The organism is Methylobacillus glycogenes JCM 2850 (assembly GCF_000617925.1).
Lineage (GTDB): Bacteria > Pseudomonadota > Gammaproteobacteria > Burkholderiales > Methylophilaceae > Methylobacillus > Methylobacillus glycogenes.
On sequence record NZ_BAMT01000004.1, the window covers coordinates 71,705 to 88,681 of the forward strand.

The 16,977-nt window shown below is 53.7% G+C and carries 15 protein-coding genes; 5 read left to right on the forward strand and 10 right to left on the reverse strand.

Features of this window, described 5'->3' with window-relative positions:
* Positions 1-218 precede the first annotated feature (218 nt).
* Positions 219-461, reverse strand: a complete 243-nt coding sequence (locus JCM2850_RS07615) for a hypothetical protein (RefSeq protein WP_025870905.1) — start codon at positions 459-461, stop codon at positions 219-221.
* A gap of 230 nt (positions 462-691) precedes the next feature.
* Positions 692-1,144, reverse strand: a complete 453-nt coding sequence (locus JCM2850_RS24265; protein ID WP_439645852.1) for a fluoride efflux transporter FluC — start codon at positions 1,142-1,144, stop codon at positions 692-694.
* Positions 1,145-1,353: 209 nt separating this feature from the next.
* On the opposite strand from JCM2850_RS24265, the gene JCM2850_RS07625 reads away from it, so the two are divergent.
* On the forward strand, positions 1,354-1,587 hold the full coding sequence (locus JCM2850_RS07625; protein ID WP_025870907.1) for a hypothetical protein: 234 nt from the start codon (positions 1,354-1,356) through the stop codon (positions 1,585-1,587).
* A gap of 240 nt (positions 1,588-1,827) precedes the next feature.
* On the opposite strand, the gene JCM2850_RS07630 is transcribed toward JCM2850_RS07625, so the two are convergent.
* Positions 1,828-2,148 carry a hypothetical protein gene (locus tag JCM2850_RS07630; protein WP_025870909.1) on the reverse strand — a complete coding sequence of 107 codons (321 nt, stop codon included), beginning with the start codon at positions 2,146-2,148 and terminating at the stop codon, positions 1,828-1,830.
* 245 nt (positions 2,149-2,393) lie between these two features.
* Between JCM2850_RS07630 and JCM2850_RS07635 the strand changes: the two genes are divergently transcribed.
* Together JCM2850_RS07635 and JCM2850_RS07645 are read left to right on the forward strand one after the other, a co-directional pair.
* Complete coding sequence (locus JCM2850_RS07635; protein ID WP_199898275.1) at positions 2,394-3,287, forward strand: LysR family transcriptional regulator; 894 nt, start codon at positions 2,394-2,396, stop codon at positions 3,285-3,287.
* A 171-nt stretch (positions 3,288-3,458) separates the two neighbouring features.
* On the forward strand, positions 3,459-3,872 hold the full coding sequence (locus tag JCM2850_RS07645) for a hypothetical protein (RefSeq protein ID WP_025870913.1): 414 nt from the start codon (positions 3,459-3,461) through the stop codon (positions 3,870-3,872).
* A 266-nt stretch (positions 3,873-4,138) separates the two neighbouring features.
* On the opposite strand, the gene JCM2850_RS07650 is transcribed toward JCM2850_RS07645, so the two are convergent.
* A complete protein-coding gene (locus JCM2850_RS07650; RefSeq protein WP_199898276.1) occupies positions 4,139-5,149 on the reverse strand; it encodes an alcohol dehydrogenase in 1,011 nt (336 codons plus the stop codon).
* A 189-nt stretch (positions 5,150-5,338) separates the two neighbouring features.
* Here JCM2850_RS07650 and JCM2850_RS07655 point away from each other — a divergent pair, with 189 nt between their 5' ends.
* A complete protein-coding gene (locus JCM2850_RS07655; protein WP_025870916.1) occupies positions 5,339-5,950 on the forward strand; it encodes a DUF1294 domain-containing protein in 612 nt (203 codons plus the stop codon).
* Between the two features lie 41 nt (positions 5,951-5,991).
* On the opposite strand, the gene JCM2850_RS07660 is transcribed toward JCM2850_RS07655, so the two are convergent.
* From JCM2850_RS07660 to treS, 6 genes are all read right to left on the reverse strand, one after another.
* Positions 5,992-6,912, reverse strand: a complete 921-nt coding sequence (locus JCM2850_RS07660) for an SDR family oxidoreductase (RefSeq protein ID WP_051525326.1) — start codon at positions 6,910-6,912, stop codon at positions 5,992-5,994.
* 524 nt (positions 6,913-7,436) lie between these two features.
* The gene (locus tag JCM2850_RS07670; protein WP_148301215.1) at positions 7,437-7,754 is read right to left on the reverse strand and encodes a hypothetical protein; all 318 of its coding nucleotides are present in this window, start codon (positions 7,752-7,754) and stop codon (positions 7,437-7,439) included.
* A gap of 191 nt (positions 7,755-7,945) precedes the next feature.
* Positions 7,946-10,768, reverse strand: a complete 2,823-nt coding sequence (gene treY / locus JCM2850_RS07680) for a malto-oligosyltrehalose synthase (protein WP_025870923.1) — start codon at positions 10,766-10,768, stop codon at positions 7,946-7,948.
* Positions 10,769-10,776: 8 nt separating this feature from the next.
* Positions 10,777-11,436: a DUF3459 domain-containing protein gene (locus tag JCM2850_RS21845; protein WP_199898277.1), complete on the reverse strand. Its 660-nt coding sequence runs from the start codon at positions 11,434-11,436 to the stop codon at positions 10,777-10,779.
* Positions 11,388-12,632 carry an alpha-amylase family glycosyl hydrolase gene (locus JCM2850_RS17970; RefSeq protein ID WP_199898278.1) on the reverse strand — a complete coding sequence of 415 codons (1,245 nt, stop codon included), beginning with the start codon at positions 12,630-12,632 and terminating at the stop codon, positions 11,388-11,390. Before JCM2850_RS17970 ends, JCM2850_RS21845 begins: the two co-directional genes overlap by 49 nt.
* Positions 12,629-16,135: a maltose alpha-D-glucosyltransferase gene (gene treS / locus JCM2850_RS07690; RefSeq protein WP_025870925.1), complete on the reverse strand. Its 3,507-nt coding sequence runs from the start codon at positions 16,133-16,135 to the stop codon at positions 12,629-12,631. The genes JCM2850_RS17970 and treS overlap by 4 nt, the downstream gene beginning before the upstream one ends.
* A 366-nt stretch (positions 16,136-16,501) precedes the next feature.
* Between treS and JCM2850_RS17975 the strand changes: the two genes are divergently transcribed.
* Positions 16,502-16,840 carry a hypothetical protein gene (locus JCM2850_RS17975; RefSeq protein ID WP_025870928.1) on the forward strand — a complete coding sequence of 113 codons (339 nt, stop codon included), beginning with the start codon at positions 16,502-16,504 and terminating at the stop codon, positions 16,838-16,840.
* Positions 16,841-16,977: the final 137 nt, after the last annotated feature.

Below are 16,977 nucleotides of genomic sequence, written 5' to 3' on the forward strand. Positions count from 1 at the left end.
GGAATGCTGAGCGGCAGGAAGAGTTGCATAGTGAATGCGTGATGGCTTGCCGCCAATCGGGCATCACCATGAGGGTGAATACGCAGAACCAGATGCAGCTAAAGCCGGGGTAAATCTGGGGTAAAGCCAGTAAAACTAGCGGCAGAACGACAAGCCATATCGAACAACCAAGCTTGCATCGTTCTACCGCACACTAGGCAGAATTTGCTCTGACTAGATTAAACAGCGTCTTTCTTGATCAAGGTCAAGCCAGTGCGCTTGGCCTTCAACAACAATTCAAATAATTCCACCGGAGTTGTCTTGTTAATCTTCACTGCCGCATCAAAAGCTGCAATCACTTCCGGCACGCCTTCACTCTTGCGGGTCAGTTGCTGGGAGGGTTGTTCCAGTTGTTGCAATTGTTGAGTCAATGCATCGATTTTTTGCTGAAGTTTCTCTCTTTTGGTGGTAGTGGTAGCCATTAAAATGGTGTCCTTATAGTAGTAAAGTGAAAAAAATATTAGTGCGCATCAGCACTAAATCAAGCAGAAAATTTAGCGGTAAAACGTATTTATATCTGCTTAAGTTGGTGATTATAGGTAAATAAAATAAAAAATAAAGAAAAAAATACCAAGGGCGATTTATAAAAGCGCCTTTGGTAATTTCAAAGATTTGTGAATTAGCTTTTTATTCTAAGCGGCAGCAGGGTGTTTTATTTAAGCAAGTAATATCCTGCAAACAATAAAGCCAAACCGACTATGATGCTGAGTGAGATATAACTGAGCGCAATAACCCATTCTCCCTGCTTAACTAACATCATGGTTTCTAAACCGAATGCCGAAAATGTTGTAAATCCACCCAGCAATCCGGTAAACAAAAATAATCGCCATTCAGTGCTAAAACTGCCACTTCTCTCGCTAATCCTGCCAGCGCTCCAATTACCAGGCAGCCCAGAATATTGACAGTGAAAGTACCCAAGGGAAATTTGAGCTGTGCTGCCTGCTGCAAAATTAATCCGGATAATTTGTATCTGGCCAGGGAGCCTAATGCACCCCCCAAGGCAACTAAGCAAATGTGTTGCATAGGTTTTTCTCAATACGATAGTGAGCAAGAGAGTATCACAAGCAGCTGCAAAAGCTGCTGACCGATAATCATGAAAGTGCAAAATTAACCCTGATGGAGTATGGGTTAAGGCAATTGTTAATTTGAGTTAAGAAGTGCTGAATGTGAAAAAATTGAAATATTCCGCGCAATAGATCGCAGAAATAATTAATGCTTTCCTACGCGCATTTCAGCCTATGGGGGATAGTGTAGAGGTGCTGAATTTTCCATGATGATGCATCTCATGATTGAATCACATGACTGAATCAAAACATGGCTACCTTAGACGATTTTAAGACCGCATCACCTTTGCACCAAGTTGAGGCATTGGAGGCGGGTGCCGGGTTTAGCATCCTGCCTATTGATACCTCTGCAACTGCGCTGGAAAAATTTCAGAAAATTGTCGTAGCGGCCATTGGAATGGTGGGCAATGAGTATGCAGTGGAGTCTGTTCCGGCGGAAAATGGCTGGATAGAAAAAGTGACTTTTCGTCTGATTACTTATTGAATCTCTGAGTTCACACCTGCCTGGTCTTAGTTTGAAAACCTAAAATCACTAAGATATAGCAGCCGCTTGCAAGTCTAGACCAAAATATTCTGCAATTCACCCTATGGCAAACATACTTTGAATAACCTTAATTATTGCGAGCATCTAAACGGTAATAGTTATCAATAAAGGTGACCATTTCTAGCAAATACGCCTGCCAGTGCTCAGCATGCCTGTGAGAAAAGTGAGGGTGTTCTCTGTTTATTTTTTCAGTGCTTGCTGGGCAGCGAGCGCGCCATTATTGATGGCAATTTCAATGTCAGCCGTATCTATAATGAACGCATCCGTATCCTGCTGGTCGGCCTGATCTAGGATATCCATTACAATAGGCCGAATGTAATCCTCATACTGCTCAAACACTTCCAGCTTGGCCAGATCTTCATGGACGTCTTGCCCTATCTGGCGAGCGCAAGCGGCGAGCGCGCCTTCGGTCAAGGCAAAGTCATAATGCTTACCTGCAGAGCGTACCTTGAAGTGTACTTCTGGCCCCACAATCACCACATTGAAAATTTGAGTGTCCATGATGGCCTCCTGCCACGATAAACGTCTAGCAAAAATACCTGCGTGCCCAAATGTAGCAAGGACTCAGGCCCAGAGTGATAGGCGCGCGCTGATTGCATTGTAGGAGTCTGCAACAGGCATAGAGGTGAAATGGTGGTGTACAGGCTGACGCATTAAAAAATGAGGTAAGAAGGGGGCGAGTTTGGTGCTGCAAGCATTAGTATCAAGAAAAATAAACTCAACGGTTGTTGATATAAAATATCTTAATGATAGATATCAACCTGTTGACCACCTTCATTGAAATTACCCGCACAGGGAGTTTCATCAATGCTGCCAAGAAGCTGCATCTTACTCAGACGGCCATTACTGTCAGGGTGAAAAACCTGGAGCAGGCACTAGGGTGCCAGTTGTTTATCCGCAATAAGACTGGTGCCAGGCTGACCGAACATGGCACGCGCTTTGTCAGCTATGCCAGCCAGATTATCCAGACCTGGGAGTCTGCCCGCCGCATGTTGCCTTTTCCCGAAGGTAGTAACGCCATCTTGAGCATAGGCGGGGAAATGAGCTTGTGGAATCCCTTGTTGCTGTCATGGGTGTCAGGCCTCAAACAAAGCTTTCCCCAGCTTTATGTGCGCAGTCAGGTGGGCGAACCTGCCACCTTGCACGCACAAATGGTGGCGGGTGATTTGAACGCTGCGCTGGTACATGAGCCAGATTACTGGCCAGGCATGCAGGTGATGCAGATACTCGAAGAAAAGCTCATCTGTGTACGCTCATGCCACAAACCCGGCCCTTATATCTTTATTGATTGGGGCGAAAGTTTCCGTAACCAGCATGATCTGGCCTTGTCCGGGCACTTCAAGGCCGGCATGGCCGTCAATCTTGGCCCATTGGCCCTGCTGCATATTCTGGAGTATGGCGGCAGTGGTTACTTCCGTACCCGCGTGGTGCAGAAGTTTCTGGATGAAGGTGTGCTGGAGCGAGTGCCTGAAGTGCCGGAGTTTTCCCACCCCATTTATCTCGTTTATCCCCGCGATGGAGCTAGTCCCGAGCTGGAGCAATATATAGAGGTCTTGCAGCGCGTAGCTCAGGCGCCTTCCAATTGGTCGCAGCATAACGAGTTTGTGCATCCGGATGCAGGGCGGGAATATCTGCAATAAAACGTCTGGACAATGCCCAGCTCAGTAGGCCAAGTCCTTGCGGTAGCAGGCCCACAATCAAGCCATAAATTTAATATGATTGATATTGAATTGATTGGCGGTTAAGTTTCATTATTCAGCATGAAGTTTATTTTCCATAATAGGTTTACGCCTTAGCTTTATGGAAATTCTATGCAATGCCTGACCTTTAGTGCCAAATCACAGCTACGTTCTGCGCAAATATTTAATCTGGGTGCGGTGTTGGCGACGCTATGCATGCCTTTGTTTCCGATTTTCTTTGTCTGGATAGGCGTTTCCATTTTTGTATATTCTGCCAATATCCAGCATCCCAATCCCAAAGTCAGGCGCTATACCCAATATGCGGGCTATCGCTTTTATGGAGTTTCGGGTTGCCTGCTCGCCAGCATGATATTTTCCGGGGTTTTGCTTTCATGGGTAGGCGGAGGATTTTCACTCTTGCTGCTGTTATGGCTGGTGGCCTCCAGCGTAGTAGTGCCCGCTGGTATCTGGGCCATTATGAAAGCCAGACGTGAACACTGGCAGGAAATGCAGGCAGAAGTGCCCGATACAGCGAATGCCGCGTGAGCATGGCGGTAAGAAACTGGGTTTGTGCCATTTTTACTTGCTGAATATTGAGTAAAACCAGGCTAGAGATTACTGCTACAGGCTAGATGAGCAGACAGTACTAGGCCATATACGGCCCGGTGATTCTTGCGGCTGTCACTTGCAACTTTTAAAGTGCATAGGCTATCTTTCTCACATTGAATAGCAATTTGGGCTGTGCATGCACAGCCCTTTTTTTCGCTCAAATGACGGCACTCGAATTATGGATATTGGGTGACGGATTAAATCTAACTGACTTTCAATACCACCCTGAACCTGGCCTTGCCACTCATCATGTGGTCATAAGCGGCCTGGGCCTGCTCCAGCGGATAAATCTCGTTCTGCGACTGGATATCAAAAAGCTGGCTGAAAGCCAGAGTATCTTCAGAGTCCGCAGCCACACCGGAATACCAACCCTTGACCGCAGCGCGCTTGCCTAGCAGGTCCAGCGTATCTACCTCAAAAGCGCCGACGGCACCTATCACCATCATGGTGCCATTGACCCCCAGGCCTTTGACAATGGCTTTCATGGCTGCGGCATTGGTCACCGTGGCAATGATGGCGCGCGCACCGCCCAGGTCCTGCAAGGCCTGCGCCACGTCACCAGCATCACTATCAATGTAATCATCCGCACCCAGCGAGCGTGCCAGCGCTTCTTTCTCGCGGCCGCGATTGACCGCCACGGTTCTATACCCCATGCGATGGGCAAATTGAATGCCTAGATGGCCCAAACCACCCACGCCATGAATCACGACCAAATCTCCAGGTTGGGCACCGGAGTTGCGCAGGGCGTTGAAGGTGGTGATGCCCGCGCAAAGCAGCGGGGCCGATTCCACCGCATCCAGATCACTGGGCACATGGGCTACCGCGCTTGCTGCCGCCAGCATGTGCGAGGCATAACCGCCATCACGGGTGCCGCCGGTTACGCCGCCCTGGCTGCAGGCAAAGGGCGCATTGCGACGACAGTGCTGGCAATGACCACAGGCACCACCAAACCAGCCCACGCCTGCCCGGTCTCCCACTTTCCAGCCGCCTACTCCTGCCCCTACTGCCTCTACCGAGCCTATGACCTCATGACCGGGGATGCGCGGATATTGCAAACCCGGCCAATGGCCTTCAACAATCAAGGCATCACTGTGGCAGACGCCACAGGCATGCACCTTGATCAAGAGTTCACCCGCGCCGGGTTGGGGGATAGGGCGCTCTACGCGCTGGAATTTGCCACCTGCCGCTGGTACAGCCATTGCTATCATTGCCATGAGATGCTCTCCATTGTGCTCGTTGGGGGATATGCCAGGGCATAAAGTGCGGGCCCTGCGTTCAGCCATCATACTTAAAAAATGCCAGCCACCAACCACTGCTATCATGCGGCTTGCAGGTTGAGGCGTGGAAAGGCCTAGCCAAACAGTAAAGCATGACATGAATCAAAAAACGGAGCGCTAGCAGGCATGCGGTATCAAGGCAAAATCAAGCAGTGGGACGATGAAAAAGGCTATGGTTTTATTCTGCCCAACGATGGCAGTCGGCAGGTTTTTCTGCATATCAAGTCATTTACGCGCAGACATGCGCCCACACGTAAGGGCGCGGGCAATCAACGCAGGCTCATACCCGGAGACTTGGTGACCTATGTGCTGGGCAAGGACGCCCAAGGCCGTCCATTTGCCAATGAGGTGCGGCTGGTGGGAGAGGAAGTGCGTGCTGAAAATGGTTCCGGCTGGGCGCTGACTGGCACCTTGTTGCTGGCATTTGGTTTATTCCTGGCTTACGTCAGCTTCAGCGGAGCCTTGTCTACCTTGATGGTGAAGTATTATCTGGCGGCCAGTCTGCTGACCTTTGTTGTCTATGCGCTGGACAAATCCGCTGCCAAACGCGCGGCATGGCGCACACAGGAAAGCACCTTGCACTTGCTGGCGCTGGCGGGTGGTTGGCCTGGTGCCTTGATGGCCCAGCAATTACTAAGGCACAAGTCGAGCAAACCTTCATTTCGCCGGGTGTTCTGGCTAACGCTATGCATCAATCTGGCAATACTGTCCTGGCTGATCATGACGCCAGGACAGTGAATGCCACAAGACCGCTGAATGCCAAAACAATGAGTCCAGCCTCAGCTATTCACCAGCTTGCCGCCATTGACGTGCATGATCTGGCCAGTGATGTAGGAGCCATCATTACTGGCCAACAACACATAGAGCGGGGCCACCTCGCTGGGTTGGCCAGGGCGGGAGAGCAGGGTGTCATCGCCAAACTTGGCCACTTTTTCCGGACTAAAGCTTGCCGGGATCAATGGCGTCCAGATGGGGCCAGGGGCCACGGCATTCACGGTAATGCCGCGCTCTGCCAGCTCAATTGCCAGTGAGCGGGTATAAGCCACGATAGCGCCTTTGGTGGCGGAATAATCAATCAGCGCGGCATTACCCTTGAACGCTGTTACCGAGGCGGTGTTGATGATGCGCGCCTCCGCCTTTAAATGGGGCAAGGCCGCCTGGGTCAGATAGAACATCGAAAAGATATTGGTCCTGAAAGTATGCTCCAGCTGTTCAGGCGAAATGTCTTCTACGCTGCCCTGGGGATATTGTTGTGCGGCGTTGTTGATCAAAATATCCAACTGGCCGAAATGCTGCACCGTCTGTGCTACCAAGCTACGGCAGAACGCCGGGTCGGATACATCGCCCTGTACCGCCAGCCCTTCATGCCCTTGCTCGGCTATCAAGGCCAGGGTTTTGTCTGCATCTTCCTGCTCTTCATCGGCAAGAAAATTGATCACCACTTTGGCACCTTCAGCCGCGAAGTGGATAGCCACCGCCCGGCCTATGCCACTATCACCGCCCGTAATAATGGCGACCTTGCCCTTGAGCTTGTGACTGCCTTGGTAAGCCGGGTCCAGATACTGCGGCCTGGGCTCCATCTCGCTTTCACGTCCGGGTTGTAGGCGCTGATGCTGGGCGGGCTGATTGATATCACGGTGATCTTGATCATGCTGGTTTTGATCATAAGCGTCTTGCTGGCTTACTTGGTCCAAATTCATGATGGGCTCCTTGTGGTTCAGGCAATTGAAATGAGGGGGAATGTCCAGCTGCGAGTAAATCTGCAATAACACTGGCAGTCATGGTGCTGGACTTATGATGTGGTAATGACGCGGGGCCAAGCATCCCCCGCCGTCCTATATGGGTGTGAGAATGTCTAACAAACAGTGTGAAAATCAGGGTTTTGTGATGTGTAACAGCAGCTTATGTCATTTCACGTAGTGGCATGACGAGCGTGGGAATATGCTCAAGCCAGACATGACCTAAATAAGACTTTAGGCCATGCATATAGCCATCAAGCTCAGTGAAAGGCGCGCAGATGAAACCCAAGCTAGATATCTGCATCATGCTTTCGATTGCATTCATGTTTGTGCTGATGCTGGGGCTCAGCCATTGGCTACTGGGGCGCTGGGAGTTTTTTTAGTAATGTCTGATTGGTAATGTCAGAGTGGACGCGCTATAGCTGGAAATTACAGTCAGCGTCTAATGTTCTGCCAGCATTCATCCCATAGCCCCCTAGCTCATATCAACGCTCATCATCCCGCAGCACAAATCCCTCAGGCGCAGGCGCAACACGGCTATCGCTATCATCTTCATCAATGATTTCCGGTTGCACATCCGGCTCGTCAGGCTCGGTAGGTTGATAAGGCTCTTCAGGGTCAGGTTGTATGGGCTTGCCACCCGCATTGGTCTGGGTGTGGTGCTGGGTCAAATGCGTTTCCAGCTTGTGTTTGGCTTGTTCCAGCTGGCCGATTTCTTCAGCATGCTGCAATTTGTTGCCGGGTGTGCCCTCAGGGTGCAGACGCTTCTCCTGCGCGGTTTGTGCGCTAGCTTGATTTGCCATGACATGCTCCATTTCTGATTGGCCAGGCATTAATAGGCTTGCCTAGGGAATACCCATGCTAGTTCTGGCAGGCTAGCCACAGCATAGGCTGGTGGCTGATAACACTGTCAGAATCGCTATGCAGTACCATGCTAGCGCCTAGAGTCTTGCCCGGCAGCGCTGGCTGAGAAATGGTCATTCATTTCTGCGGTTTAGCTTACTGGCGCCAATGCCAGGGCGGCGACTGGCATGCTGGTAAAGATTTCCTCCAACTTGATCATGCCCGAGTAAATATGACGTTGCCCGCCAGAGAACAAGTCCAGTGCCTCGCCATTAAACTGGCTGGGCAGGTGCAAGAGCGTGTGCTGACATTGTGTGGTAGAGAGTTTGAGCTGGTGGCTATCCGCAAGCAGGCTCAGGCTGAACCTAGGCACGGCCACAATCAGCACATGGCCCTGATATTCACGCATAAAGGCAAAAATTTGCGCTGCCTTGGGGCCGCTGAGTGTGAGCGGCTGGTAGTTGCCTTCACTGAACAAAGCCGGGTGGCGCTGTCTGTGCCCCAGTAGCGCATGAATCAGGTGCTGCTTGATGGCACCATTGCGCCAGTCACTCAGCTTGTCATCAATGCTGATGCCCTGTACACCTAGATGCCCCTGTAGCAATTGCTCACGCAAGGCATAGTCCACGGGGCGGCGGTTGTCGGGGTCTACCAGGCTGAAATCCCATAACTCGCTGCCCTGGTAAAGATCGGGAATGCCTGGGGTGCTCAGCCTCAGTGTGGCCTGTGCCAGGCTGTTGACTGCGCCAGCGGCGGCAATGTCCTGCACAAAGGCAAATACCGATTGCAGGAATTCCTGGCTGAGCTCAGGGTCTAGCGCGCTATGCAGCAAGCGGCTGCATGCGTGCTCGTAATCAAGATTGGCCTGCATCCAGCCTGAGAGGCGCTTGGCCTCGCGCACACTCTTGATCAACCATTGATCCAGCCTTTCGGCATAGGCTTTGAGGCCGGGCTTGTCATCGGGTGCCAAATCCAGCGGCCAGGCACCTACCAGCGTCTGGTAGAGCATGATTTCGTGCGAAGGCCGTGGCGCACTGTAAATCACATTCTGGTTTTCTTCGGGATGGATATTGATATGAAAGCGCGCATTCATGAGCTGCCATTGCGCCACCAGGCTGGCCCAGCGTTCAGCACACTGGCTGAGCGTGGCAATGCGGGCACGGGTATCTTCGCCACGTTTGTGATCGTGGGTGGCGGTGGCCAGCAGGTTGTGCGGATAATCCTTAAGCCGCTGGCTGCAAGCAGCATGAAAGGCTTCGGGGCTGAGGCTGAATTCGTCAGGGTCGCTGCCCACCTCATTGCGCGAGAGCAAACGGCCAAAGCGGTAAAAGGCCGTATCTTCCATGGACTTGGCGCATAGCGGTGGCATCAGTTGCTGAAAGCGCGTCATGGCACGTTGCGATAGATCGGCCAGCTCACTATCCGGGTCCTGCTTGACCAGATCGGCACTGAGCCAGCCCAGCAGAATATTGACCAAGGGCTTGTCTACCTGGCCCAGGGTACGCACCGCGCTGGCGGCCACTTGTGCGAATAGTTTGCGGTCTGTCGGGTCTGGCCCGCTTTTGCCTATGTAACTGCGGTACACCGGGAAATGCACCAGAATTTCGGTCAACACCCGCTTGATTGCCGCCAGTGAGAAATCGCGCGACATCAACTGCGCACGCGCGATGCGGTGCAAGGCAGCAGCGGTGCTGTTGAATTCGCCAACCAGATTTTCTGCCAGCAATTGGTAGCGCGCGCTGCGCACATGGCGCGCCAGGTCATACTGATCCTGCGTTGCGCTCTGCCAGAAATTGCTCAAAGGTACGGCACCACGTGGGTCGTGCAGCAAGGCACTGACCTGATCCATGAATTCATAGCCTGTAGTGCCATCCAGATTCCAGCGCTTGCGCAGGGTTTCCCCGGCGGCAAGAATCTTTTCAGCAATGATGTAGGGTTGCTGCTGTAGCTGCTTGGGCCTGTGTTTGAGCAGGGATTTAAGCCTGGCCCTGAGCTTGAGGCAATATTCCTGCGGGTGGGCCAGGCCATCAATATGGTCCAGGCGCACGCCATCAATAATGCCTTGTGAGTAAAGCTGGAACAGCTTGGCATGGGTAGCCTCAAACACCTCATTCAGTTCTACGCGTACGCCAGCCAGCTCGCTGACTTCAAAAAAGCGCCGCCAGTTGATTTCATCGGCCGCATTGCGCCACCAGGTCAGGCGGTAGTTCTGCCGTTCCAGCAATTCATGTAGCTGGGCGTGATCAGCGCTGAGCTGCTGCATGGCAGCGCGCAGGGCTTGCAAGCCGGATTCCTGCTCGCTAAACAGCTTGAGCGCCGCCTGCACTTTGTCCGCACCTGCGGCAATTTCATCAAAGGGGGCCTGATAATCCAGGCGGCCAAACTGTTCAGCCAGCTTGGCCAGCGCCGCATTCTTGCTGCTGGCAAGAATGGTGGCATAGTCCTTGAGCGCGATGGGGAACAGAGTGTCGAAATAACGCGCCACGATCTGGCCGTCTACATAATCCAGGCTCAGCTGACCATTGTTGAGCACTTCGCCATAGGGTTCGCCCAGAAAAGGGGCGAGCAATTTGTTATGTAGCTGTGGGTCTGGCGAATCCCAATCTATATCAAACCAGAAGGCATACGGACTTTGCCTGCCCCATTGCAGCATATGCTGCCACCAGGGGTTTTCCGAGCCACCCACCCCCATATGGTTGGGCACAATATCCACAATTAGGCCCATCTCATGCGCGCGCAATACCTTGACCAGGCTGCGCAAGGCGGCTTCGCCACCCAGCTCGGCATTGACCTGGGTTGGGTCCACCACATCATAGCCATGGGTAGAACTCTGGCGCGCGGCAAAGATGGGGGATACGTAGTAATGGCTGATGCCCAGGCTGGCAAAGTAGGGCACATATTGCTCGGCATGGGCAAAAGTGAAGTCTGCATGCAGTTGCAGGCGCACAGTGGCACGGATATGGGTTTTGCGCATGTGCGTCCTCAAACAGACTTATCAAAAATGGCGATAAAGCTGGTGGCGGGCAACTGACCTTGTTGCAAGCCCGCAGCGGCATCGGCGTAATCAAGAATAATGGTGGATTCACCCGGGCTGAGAGTGGCCCAGTCCATCTCTACTGCCTGCTGCCCGAGGTTAACCGCAATGGCAAGCTGACGCTGGCTGGTGAGCTGCCAGCGGGCATAGACGGCACTGGGGCCCATGGCCTCGGCGTGCACGGCCTTGCAATGCTCCAGCACTGGCAGCAAAAACTGGTGGCGTAGTTGCAGCAAGTGCTGATACCACTGCCGCCACTGACTATGCGCAGCATTGTTGCTTGCGGGTTCCAGCGGCGCAGATTCCTGATAGGTTTTCCAGGCATTGGGGTCAGGAATTTGTTCTACCAGGGTGGGGTCGCTGAATTTGCTGAAGCCGGAAAACTCCCTGCGCCTGCCTTCACATACGGCTTTGGCCAATTCCGGGTCGGTATGGCTGGTGAAGTAATAAAACGGGTTCTCGGCACCATATTCTTCCCCCATAAACAGCATGGGGATTGCAGGGCTGAGCAGGAGCAAGGCGCTGGCAGCGTGCAGGGCGCGCTCATCGGCGAGGTCAATCAGGCGCTCGCCAAAAGGTCGGTTGCCAATCTGGTCATGGTTCTGCATGAAGTTGACAAAGGCGGTGGGCGGCAAGCTGGCGCTGGCTTCTCCTCGTGGCGTACCGCCCCGGTGCGGCGAAGGCTCGCCTGATAGATAAAGCCTTCGCGCAGACAGCGTGCCAGTCGGGCGGAGGCTTGCTCGGCATAATCGGAATAATAGCCTTCGGTTTCACCAGTCAGCAGCACATGCAGCACATGGTGGCTATCGTCATTCCACTGCGCAACAAAACCGCTTTGCAGCAGATTGACCGCATTGTCATCATTCTCAGCCACCAGATGCACATGACGCAGCCCGGCAAAGGTCTGGTTCACGCTGCTGGCTATTTCTTCCAGTAGTGATTTATCCCAAATCGCATGGCAGGCGTCAAAGCGTAAACCGTCAAAGCGGAATTCCTGTAGCCAGTAAAGCGCGTTAGAGATAAAGAAGGCGCGGACTTCAGGCAGGGCATAGTTGATGGCCTTGCCCCAGGGCGTATGCCTGTCATCGCAAAAGAACTGCGGCGCATAGTGGTAGAGATAATTGCCATCCGGGCCAAAGTGGTTGTACACCACATCAAGAAACACACTGATACCCAGGCTGTGCGCCTCATCAATCAGCGCCTTGAGCTCATCTGGGCTGCCATAGCTGGATTGCGGCGCAAATTGCAGCACACCGTCGTAACCCCAGTTGCGATCACCGGGAAAGCTTGCCAGAGGCATCAGCTCTATGGCGGTAATCCCCAGCGCCGCCAGGGCAGGCAGATGTTGCTGCACGCCGCGATAGCCCCCCAACAGGCCCACATGCAGTTCGTAGAGTATGGTTTCGTGCCAGGGTTTACCCTGCCAGTCCTCGGTTTTCCAGGCATAACTCAAGGGGTTGTGCACCACACTTTCCCCATGTACATCCAGAGTTTGTGAGCGGGCATAGGGGTCTGGTACCAATAATTCCTCACCATCACGGTTGCGGATGCGGTAACGGTAGCGAGTGCCTGCTAGCCCAGCAACGCGGCAACGGAAATAGCCTGTGCTGCCTTCTGCCTGCAAGGCATGCTCCTGGGGCGGGCTATCCTCGTTTTCACGCAGCACCACGCTCACGCTCTCGGCATGCGGTGCCCAGATGCGGAATTCCACTAGGTCATTTGCCAGCAGCGTGCCCCCGGCAGGTAGCGCATGCAAGGCATGCGTGGGCTGTTGATCAGCATGGGGTTTGGTGCTGGGCATCATGTGGTAGCTTCCTTGTGGAGTAATTGCAGCAGGCCGTGCAGAGGCACATCCAGCCAGCTAGGGCGTTGTCTGGCTTCATGGGCAATTTCGCGCAGCGCGGTTTCCAGCATGTGCAGGCGTAGCAGGCAATGCTCTTCGGCTGGGGCCAGGCCGCGCTGCTGGTGATAACTGCTGAGCAGGGTTTGGATGGAGTGCTGTTCATAGGCACGCAGCAGTTTGCTGCGGCGTTTGGCACCATCACTGGCGGGTTTGGCCTTGTCGGTTTTTTCCATATGCGCGGCAGCATAGGCAAAAGAGCGCAGCAGGCTGGCGACATCGCGCAGGGGATGGTCCTTGGCCAGTCGTTGCGTCAGGCTGCTGGCCGGGTCGCCCTCGAAGTTGATAAACATCACATCGCCAGAAATCACCAATACCTGAGCCAGATGCAAGTGGCCATGGATGCGAGTGCGTACTTCGCCTTGGGTTTTTTCCGCCAGATCATCCACCAGGGCTTGCAGCTCATCACCTCTGGCCAATACCTGTTGTATCAACTTGGCATAAGGACTGTCATGCCAGCGTGGCTCTGCCAGCAGGCGCAAAATCTGCTGCAGGTGCGCCGTGATGCGTTGCTGCCAGGCTTGGGCATCCTGCGCGGTAATGGTTTCAGGGGCAAAACAGGCATGAGGGGCTGTATCTGTGTCTGCTGTTTTCTTGGCCAGGGCCTCATGCAAATCCGCCAAACGTTTGCCCAGCATGCGCGCAAACAGATCCAACTCCTTCATGGGGCTGGTATCGGCCAGCGCATGAGAATCCGGGCTTTCGCTATGCAGTACATCCTTGTCCAGCACCTCGTTGGCCTCACTATGCTTGAGCAGGCGTTCCAGTCTATCCAGCGACCATTGCCAGCCATCGCCCTGATGGTGGACAAATTCATAGGCCAGCAGCCAGGGGGTGCTGCTGCCATCAGCACGCTCTATGCTGGCTGAACCTATCAGCGCCGGGGTATGGCGGAAGTCCGCTTGCTGGAGGTGATGGGCCATGTCCAGGGCCGGATGCGGCGCTGGTGTCATCTCGCGTAATAACTTAATGGCCGCTACATCGTGAATGACGATGGTGCTATTGCCCTGCGCGTGGGCGGGGCGGCTGATTTCAGTCTCGCGCGGCAGGCTGGGCTGCCAGTAATGCGCCTGGGCATGAGCCTGGGCATGTTCTTGGACATGTTTTGCAAAGCGTATATCACCCTCTGCTGTTGGCAAACGGCTTTCACTCTGTAGATGGTGCAGCAGCGTCAAGGCAAAGCTATCAAGGGCGGCGGCGTCACTCAGCATGCTAATGACCGGGCCTTGGCGCACGCGGGTCAGGGTTGATGTGGGGGTGGCGTTGAGTATGGGCCGCACGCTGGCGCTATTGCTGTCTGCAATTTTTGCCAGCGGCAGAAAATAGGCTTGCTCGCCTGCACTGCTGACCTCTGCCAGCAGGAAAGCATCGCTCTCCTGATCTGCAGATGCATGGCCAGGTAACTGACCGATTAAGGACAGACTGAGCTTGGCATCCTCGCTATGTCTATACCAGGCCTGGTCGGCAAGGTAAGCCGGCAAAATGCTTTGCTCGAGAATATGCCTGGGCTCATCGCGGAAAATATCCTTGGGGCCATCCGCCAGCACCAGGGTGTAGTACTCCGGCTTATGCTCCTGACGCCCCTCGGGTGGCGCTGCCAGTTGTTCGGCTGGGGTCAGGCGGAACCAGAAGAAATCAAATGGCGCCAGGGTCAGCACATAAGGCTGCGCTGTGATGCAGGGGAAGATAGAGCCATTGATCATCTCTACCGGATACAAGCCGGAAAACTCACTCAAATCCAGCGTCACCGCCTGGGCGGCACTGGACATATTGGCGACGCAGAGTATGACCTGGCTGTGTTGCGTATGCTGGTTCTCGCCATTGTGCAACTCTGTATGCGTCAGCTCGGCCTGAGCCTCGTTGTCGCCTGTCGTGCTCACCTCAGGTGCGCTGGGTGAATAGGTACGCAGGTAGCAGAGTATTTTGCGGTTATCGGGGTAGAGCAGTTTGAGCGGGCCACGGCCAAAGGCCTGGTACTGCTTGCGTATGGCCAGCATGCGCTTCATCCAGTTGAGCAGGGAGTGCGGGTCTGCCTGCTGCGCCTCAACATTGATGGATTGGTAACCATACTGGTTATCCATAATGCAGGGCAGCACCAGCCTGGCCGGGTCTACGCGTGAGAAGCCGCCATTGCGGTCTGGAGTCCATTGCATGGGCGTACGTACGCCGTCTCTGTCACCCAGGTGTATGTTGTCGCCCATGCCTATCTCATCACCGTAGTAGATCACTGGGGTGCCGGGCATGGAGAGTAGCAAGCTATTGAGTAATTGCAGACGGCGGCGGTCACGCTTGAGCAGCGGTGCCAAACGGCGGCGTATGCCAACGTTGAGCCTGGCCCGGCGCTCACCTGCATAGAAGTTATACATATAGGCGCGTTCTTCTTCCGTCACCATTTCCAGCGTCAGCTCATCGTGGTTGCGCAAAAACACCGCCCATTGGCATTCTGGTGGAATTTCCGGGGTCTGACGCAAAATGTCGGTAATCGGAAAGCGGTCTTCCTGCGCCAAGGCCAGATACATGCGTGGCATCAGCGGAAAATGGAAAGCCATCTGGCATTCGTCGGAATCACCAAAATAAGCTTGTACGTCCTCGGGCCACATATTGGCTTCAGCCAGCAGCATGCGGTCCGGGTAATTTTTATCCACCTCGGCGCGGATTTTCTTGAGGATGGCGTGGGTTTCCGGCAGGTTTTCGTTGGAGGTGCCTTCACGCTCTATCAGATAGGGCACCGCATCCAGGCGCAGGCCATCCACCCCCATATCCAGCCAGAAACGCATGATGCGAATAATGGTGCGCAGCACGGCGGGGTTATCAAAATTGAGGTCGGGCTGGTGCGAGAAAAAGCGGTGCCAGTAATAGGCATTGGCGACCGGGTCCCAGGTCCAGTTGGATTTTTCGGTATCGGTGAAAATGATGCGGGTCTGGCTATAAGCGGTATCGGTGTCAGACCAGACGTAAAAATCACGTGCGGCAGAGCCTGGCTTGGCATTGCGGGCACGCTGAAACCAGGGGTGCTGATCCGAGGTGTGATTGATCACCAGCTCGGTGATCACGCGCAAGCGGCGCTTGTGCGCTTCATGAATAAAGCGTTTTACGTCGGCCACCGTGCCATAGTCGGTATGCACGCCACGATATTCGGCAATGTCATAGCCATCATCGCGCCGTGGTGAGGGATAGAAGGGCAATAGCCAGATGGTGTTGACGCCGAGTTCGGCAATGTAATCCAGCTTGCTGATCAGGCCAGCGAAATCACCTATGCCATCGTTATCGGCATCAAGAAAGGATTTCACGTGCACCTGATAGATAACCGCGTCCTTGTACCAAAGAGGGTCATCCGTGAAACGTCGGCCAGGGTGGGCTTGGGATTGCACTGGCTTCTTGCGGCTATGGCGGTCTTCGCTGTTCACCAGTTTGCTCCTTCTGGGGGTGGATACGGGGCCGTCGGTACATGCAGAGAAATCTATTTTTTATTAATGCACTCTTTGATTAATGCCTTCAGTCCTAGCTTTCGTTAGTCATCACCATGCTGCGAGTGCAATGACAGCTTCATCTTATGGATGAGCACTAGCATCAGCCGATCAGCCTGCCACTGATTTCACTGTAGGAATGGGTTGACACAATGACTGTTTGTTGTTTTTAAACAATTGCTTGAGTTGGATGGCTGAGATTGGGCCCAGGAAACCTATTGCGGCTGAGGATTCTTAATCAGTACGTAATGCAACCGTAGGCAAGCCTTGTTTACTTAATCAGGCGGTTTTAGCCAGGAGGTCGAGATGCACAAGATCATCGTCATACTGATAGGTTTGATACTGGGTTTGCCAGGGGTGGTCACCATGCAGCAGGCAGCGGCAGAGCCGGTACAAATGGAAAAGCCAGCACCAGGGAAGAAGTCAGCACCAGTTAATAATGTTGTCCCGCCCTGTGATAGCTCGGCAAAAACCAGCAAGCCGGACTGCAATACCGATGCCGATAGCTTGAAGCAACCGCCTGCAATGCCGGGCGAGCGTGACAGCGTGATTGTGCCGCCGGAAGTGCCTGCAGAAGGATTGCCACACCAGCAAAACGAGAAGATGCCCGATATTGATCAGCGTCAGACACCACAACGACATTGATGATCTATGAGTCACATGCCACCTTGACCTGATGAGGCAGGGTTGCAGACTGATCAAGCCAGGGCAGTAAAAAGTTAATACCAGGGAGAAAGCCATAGCACGCATGCCATCAGGGAAACTGTCCCGTCGGGCACTCC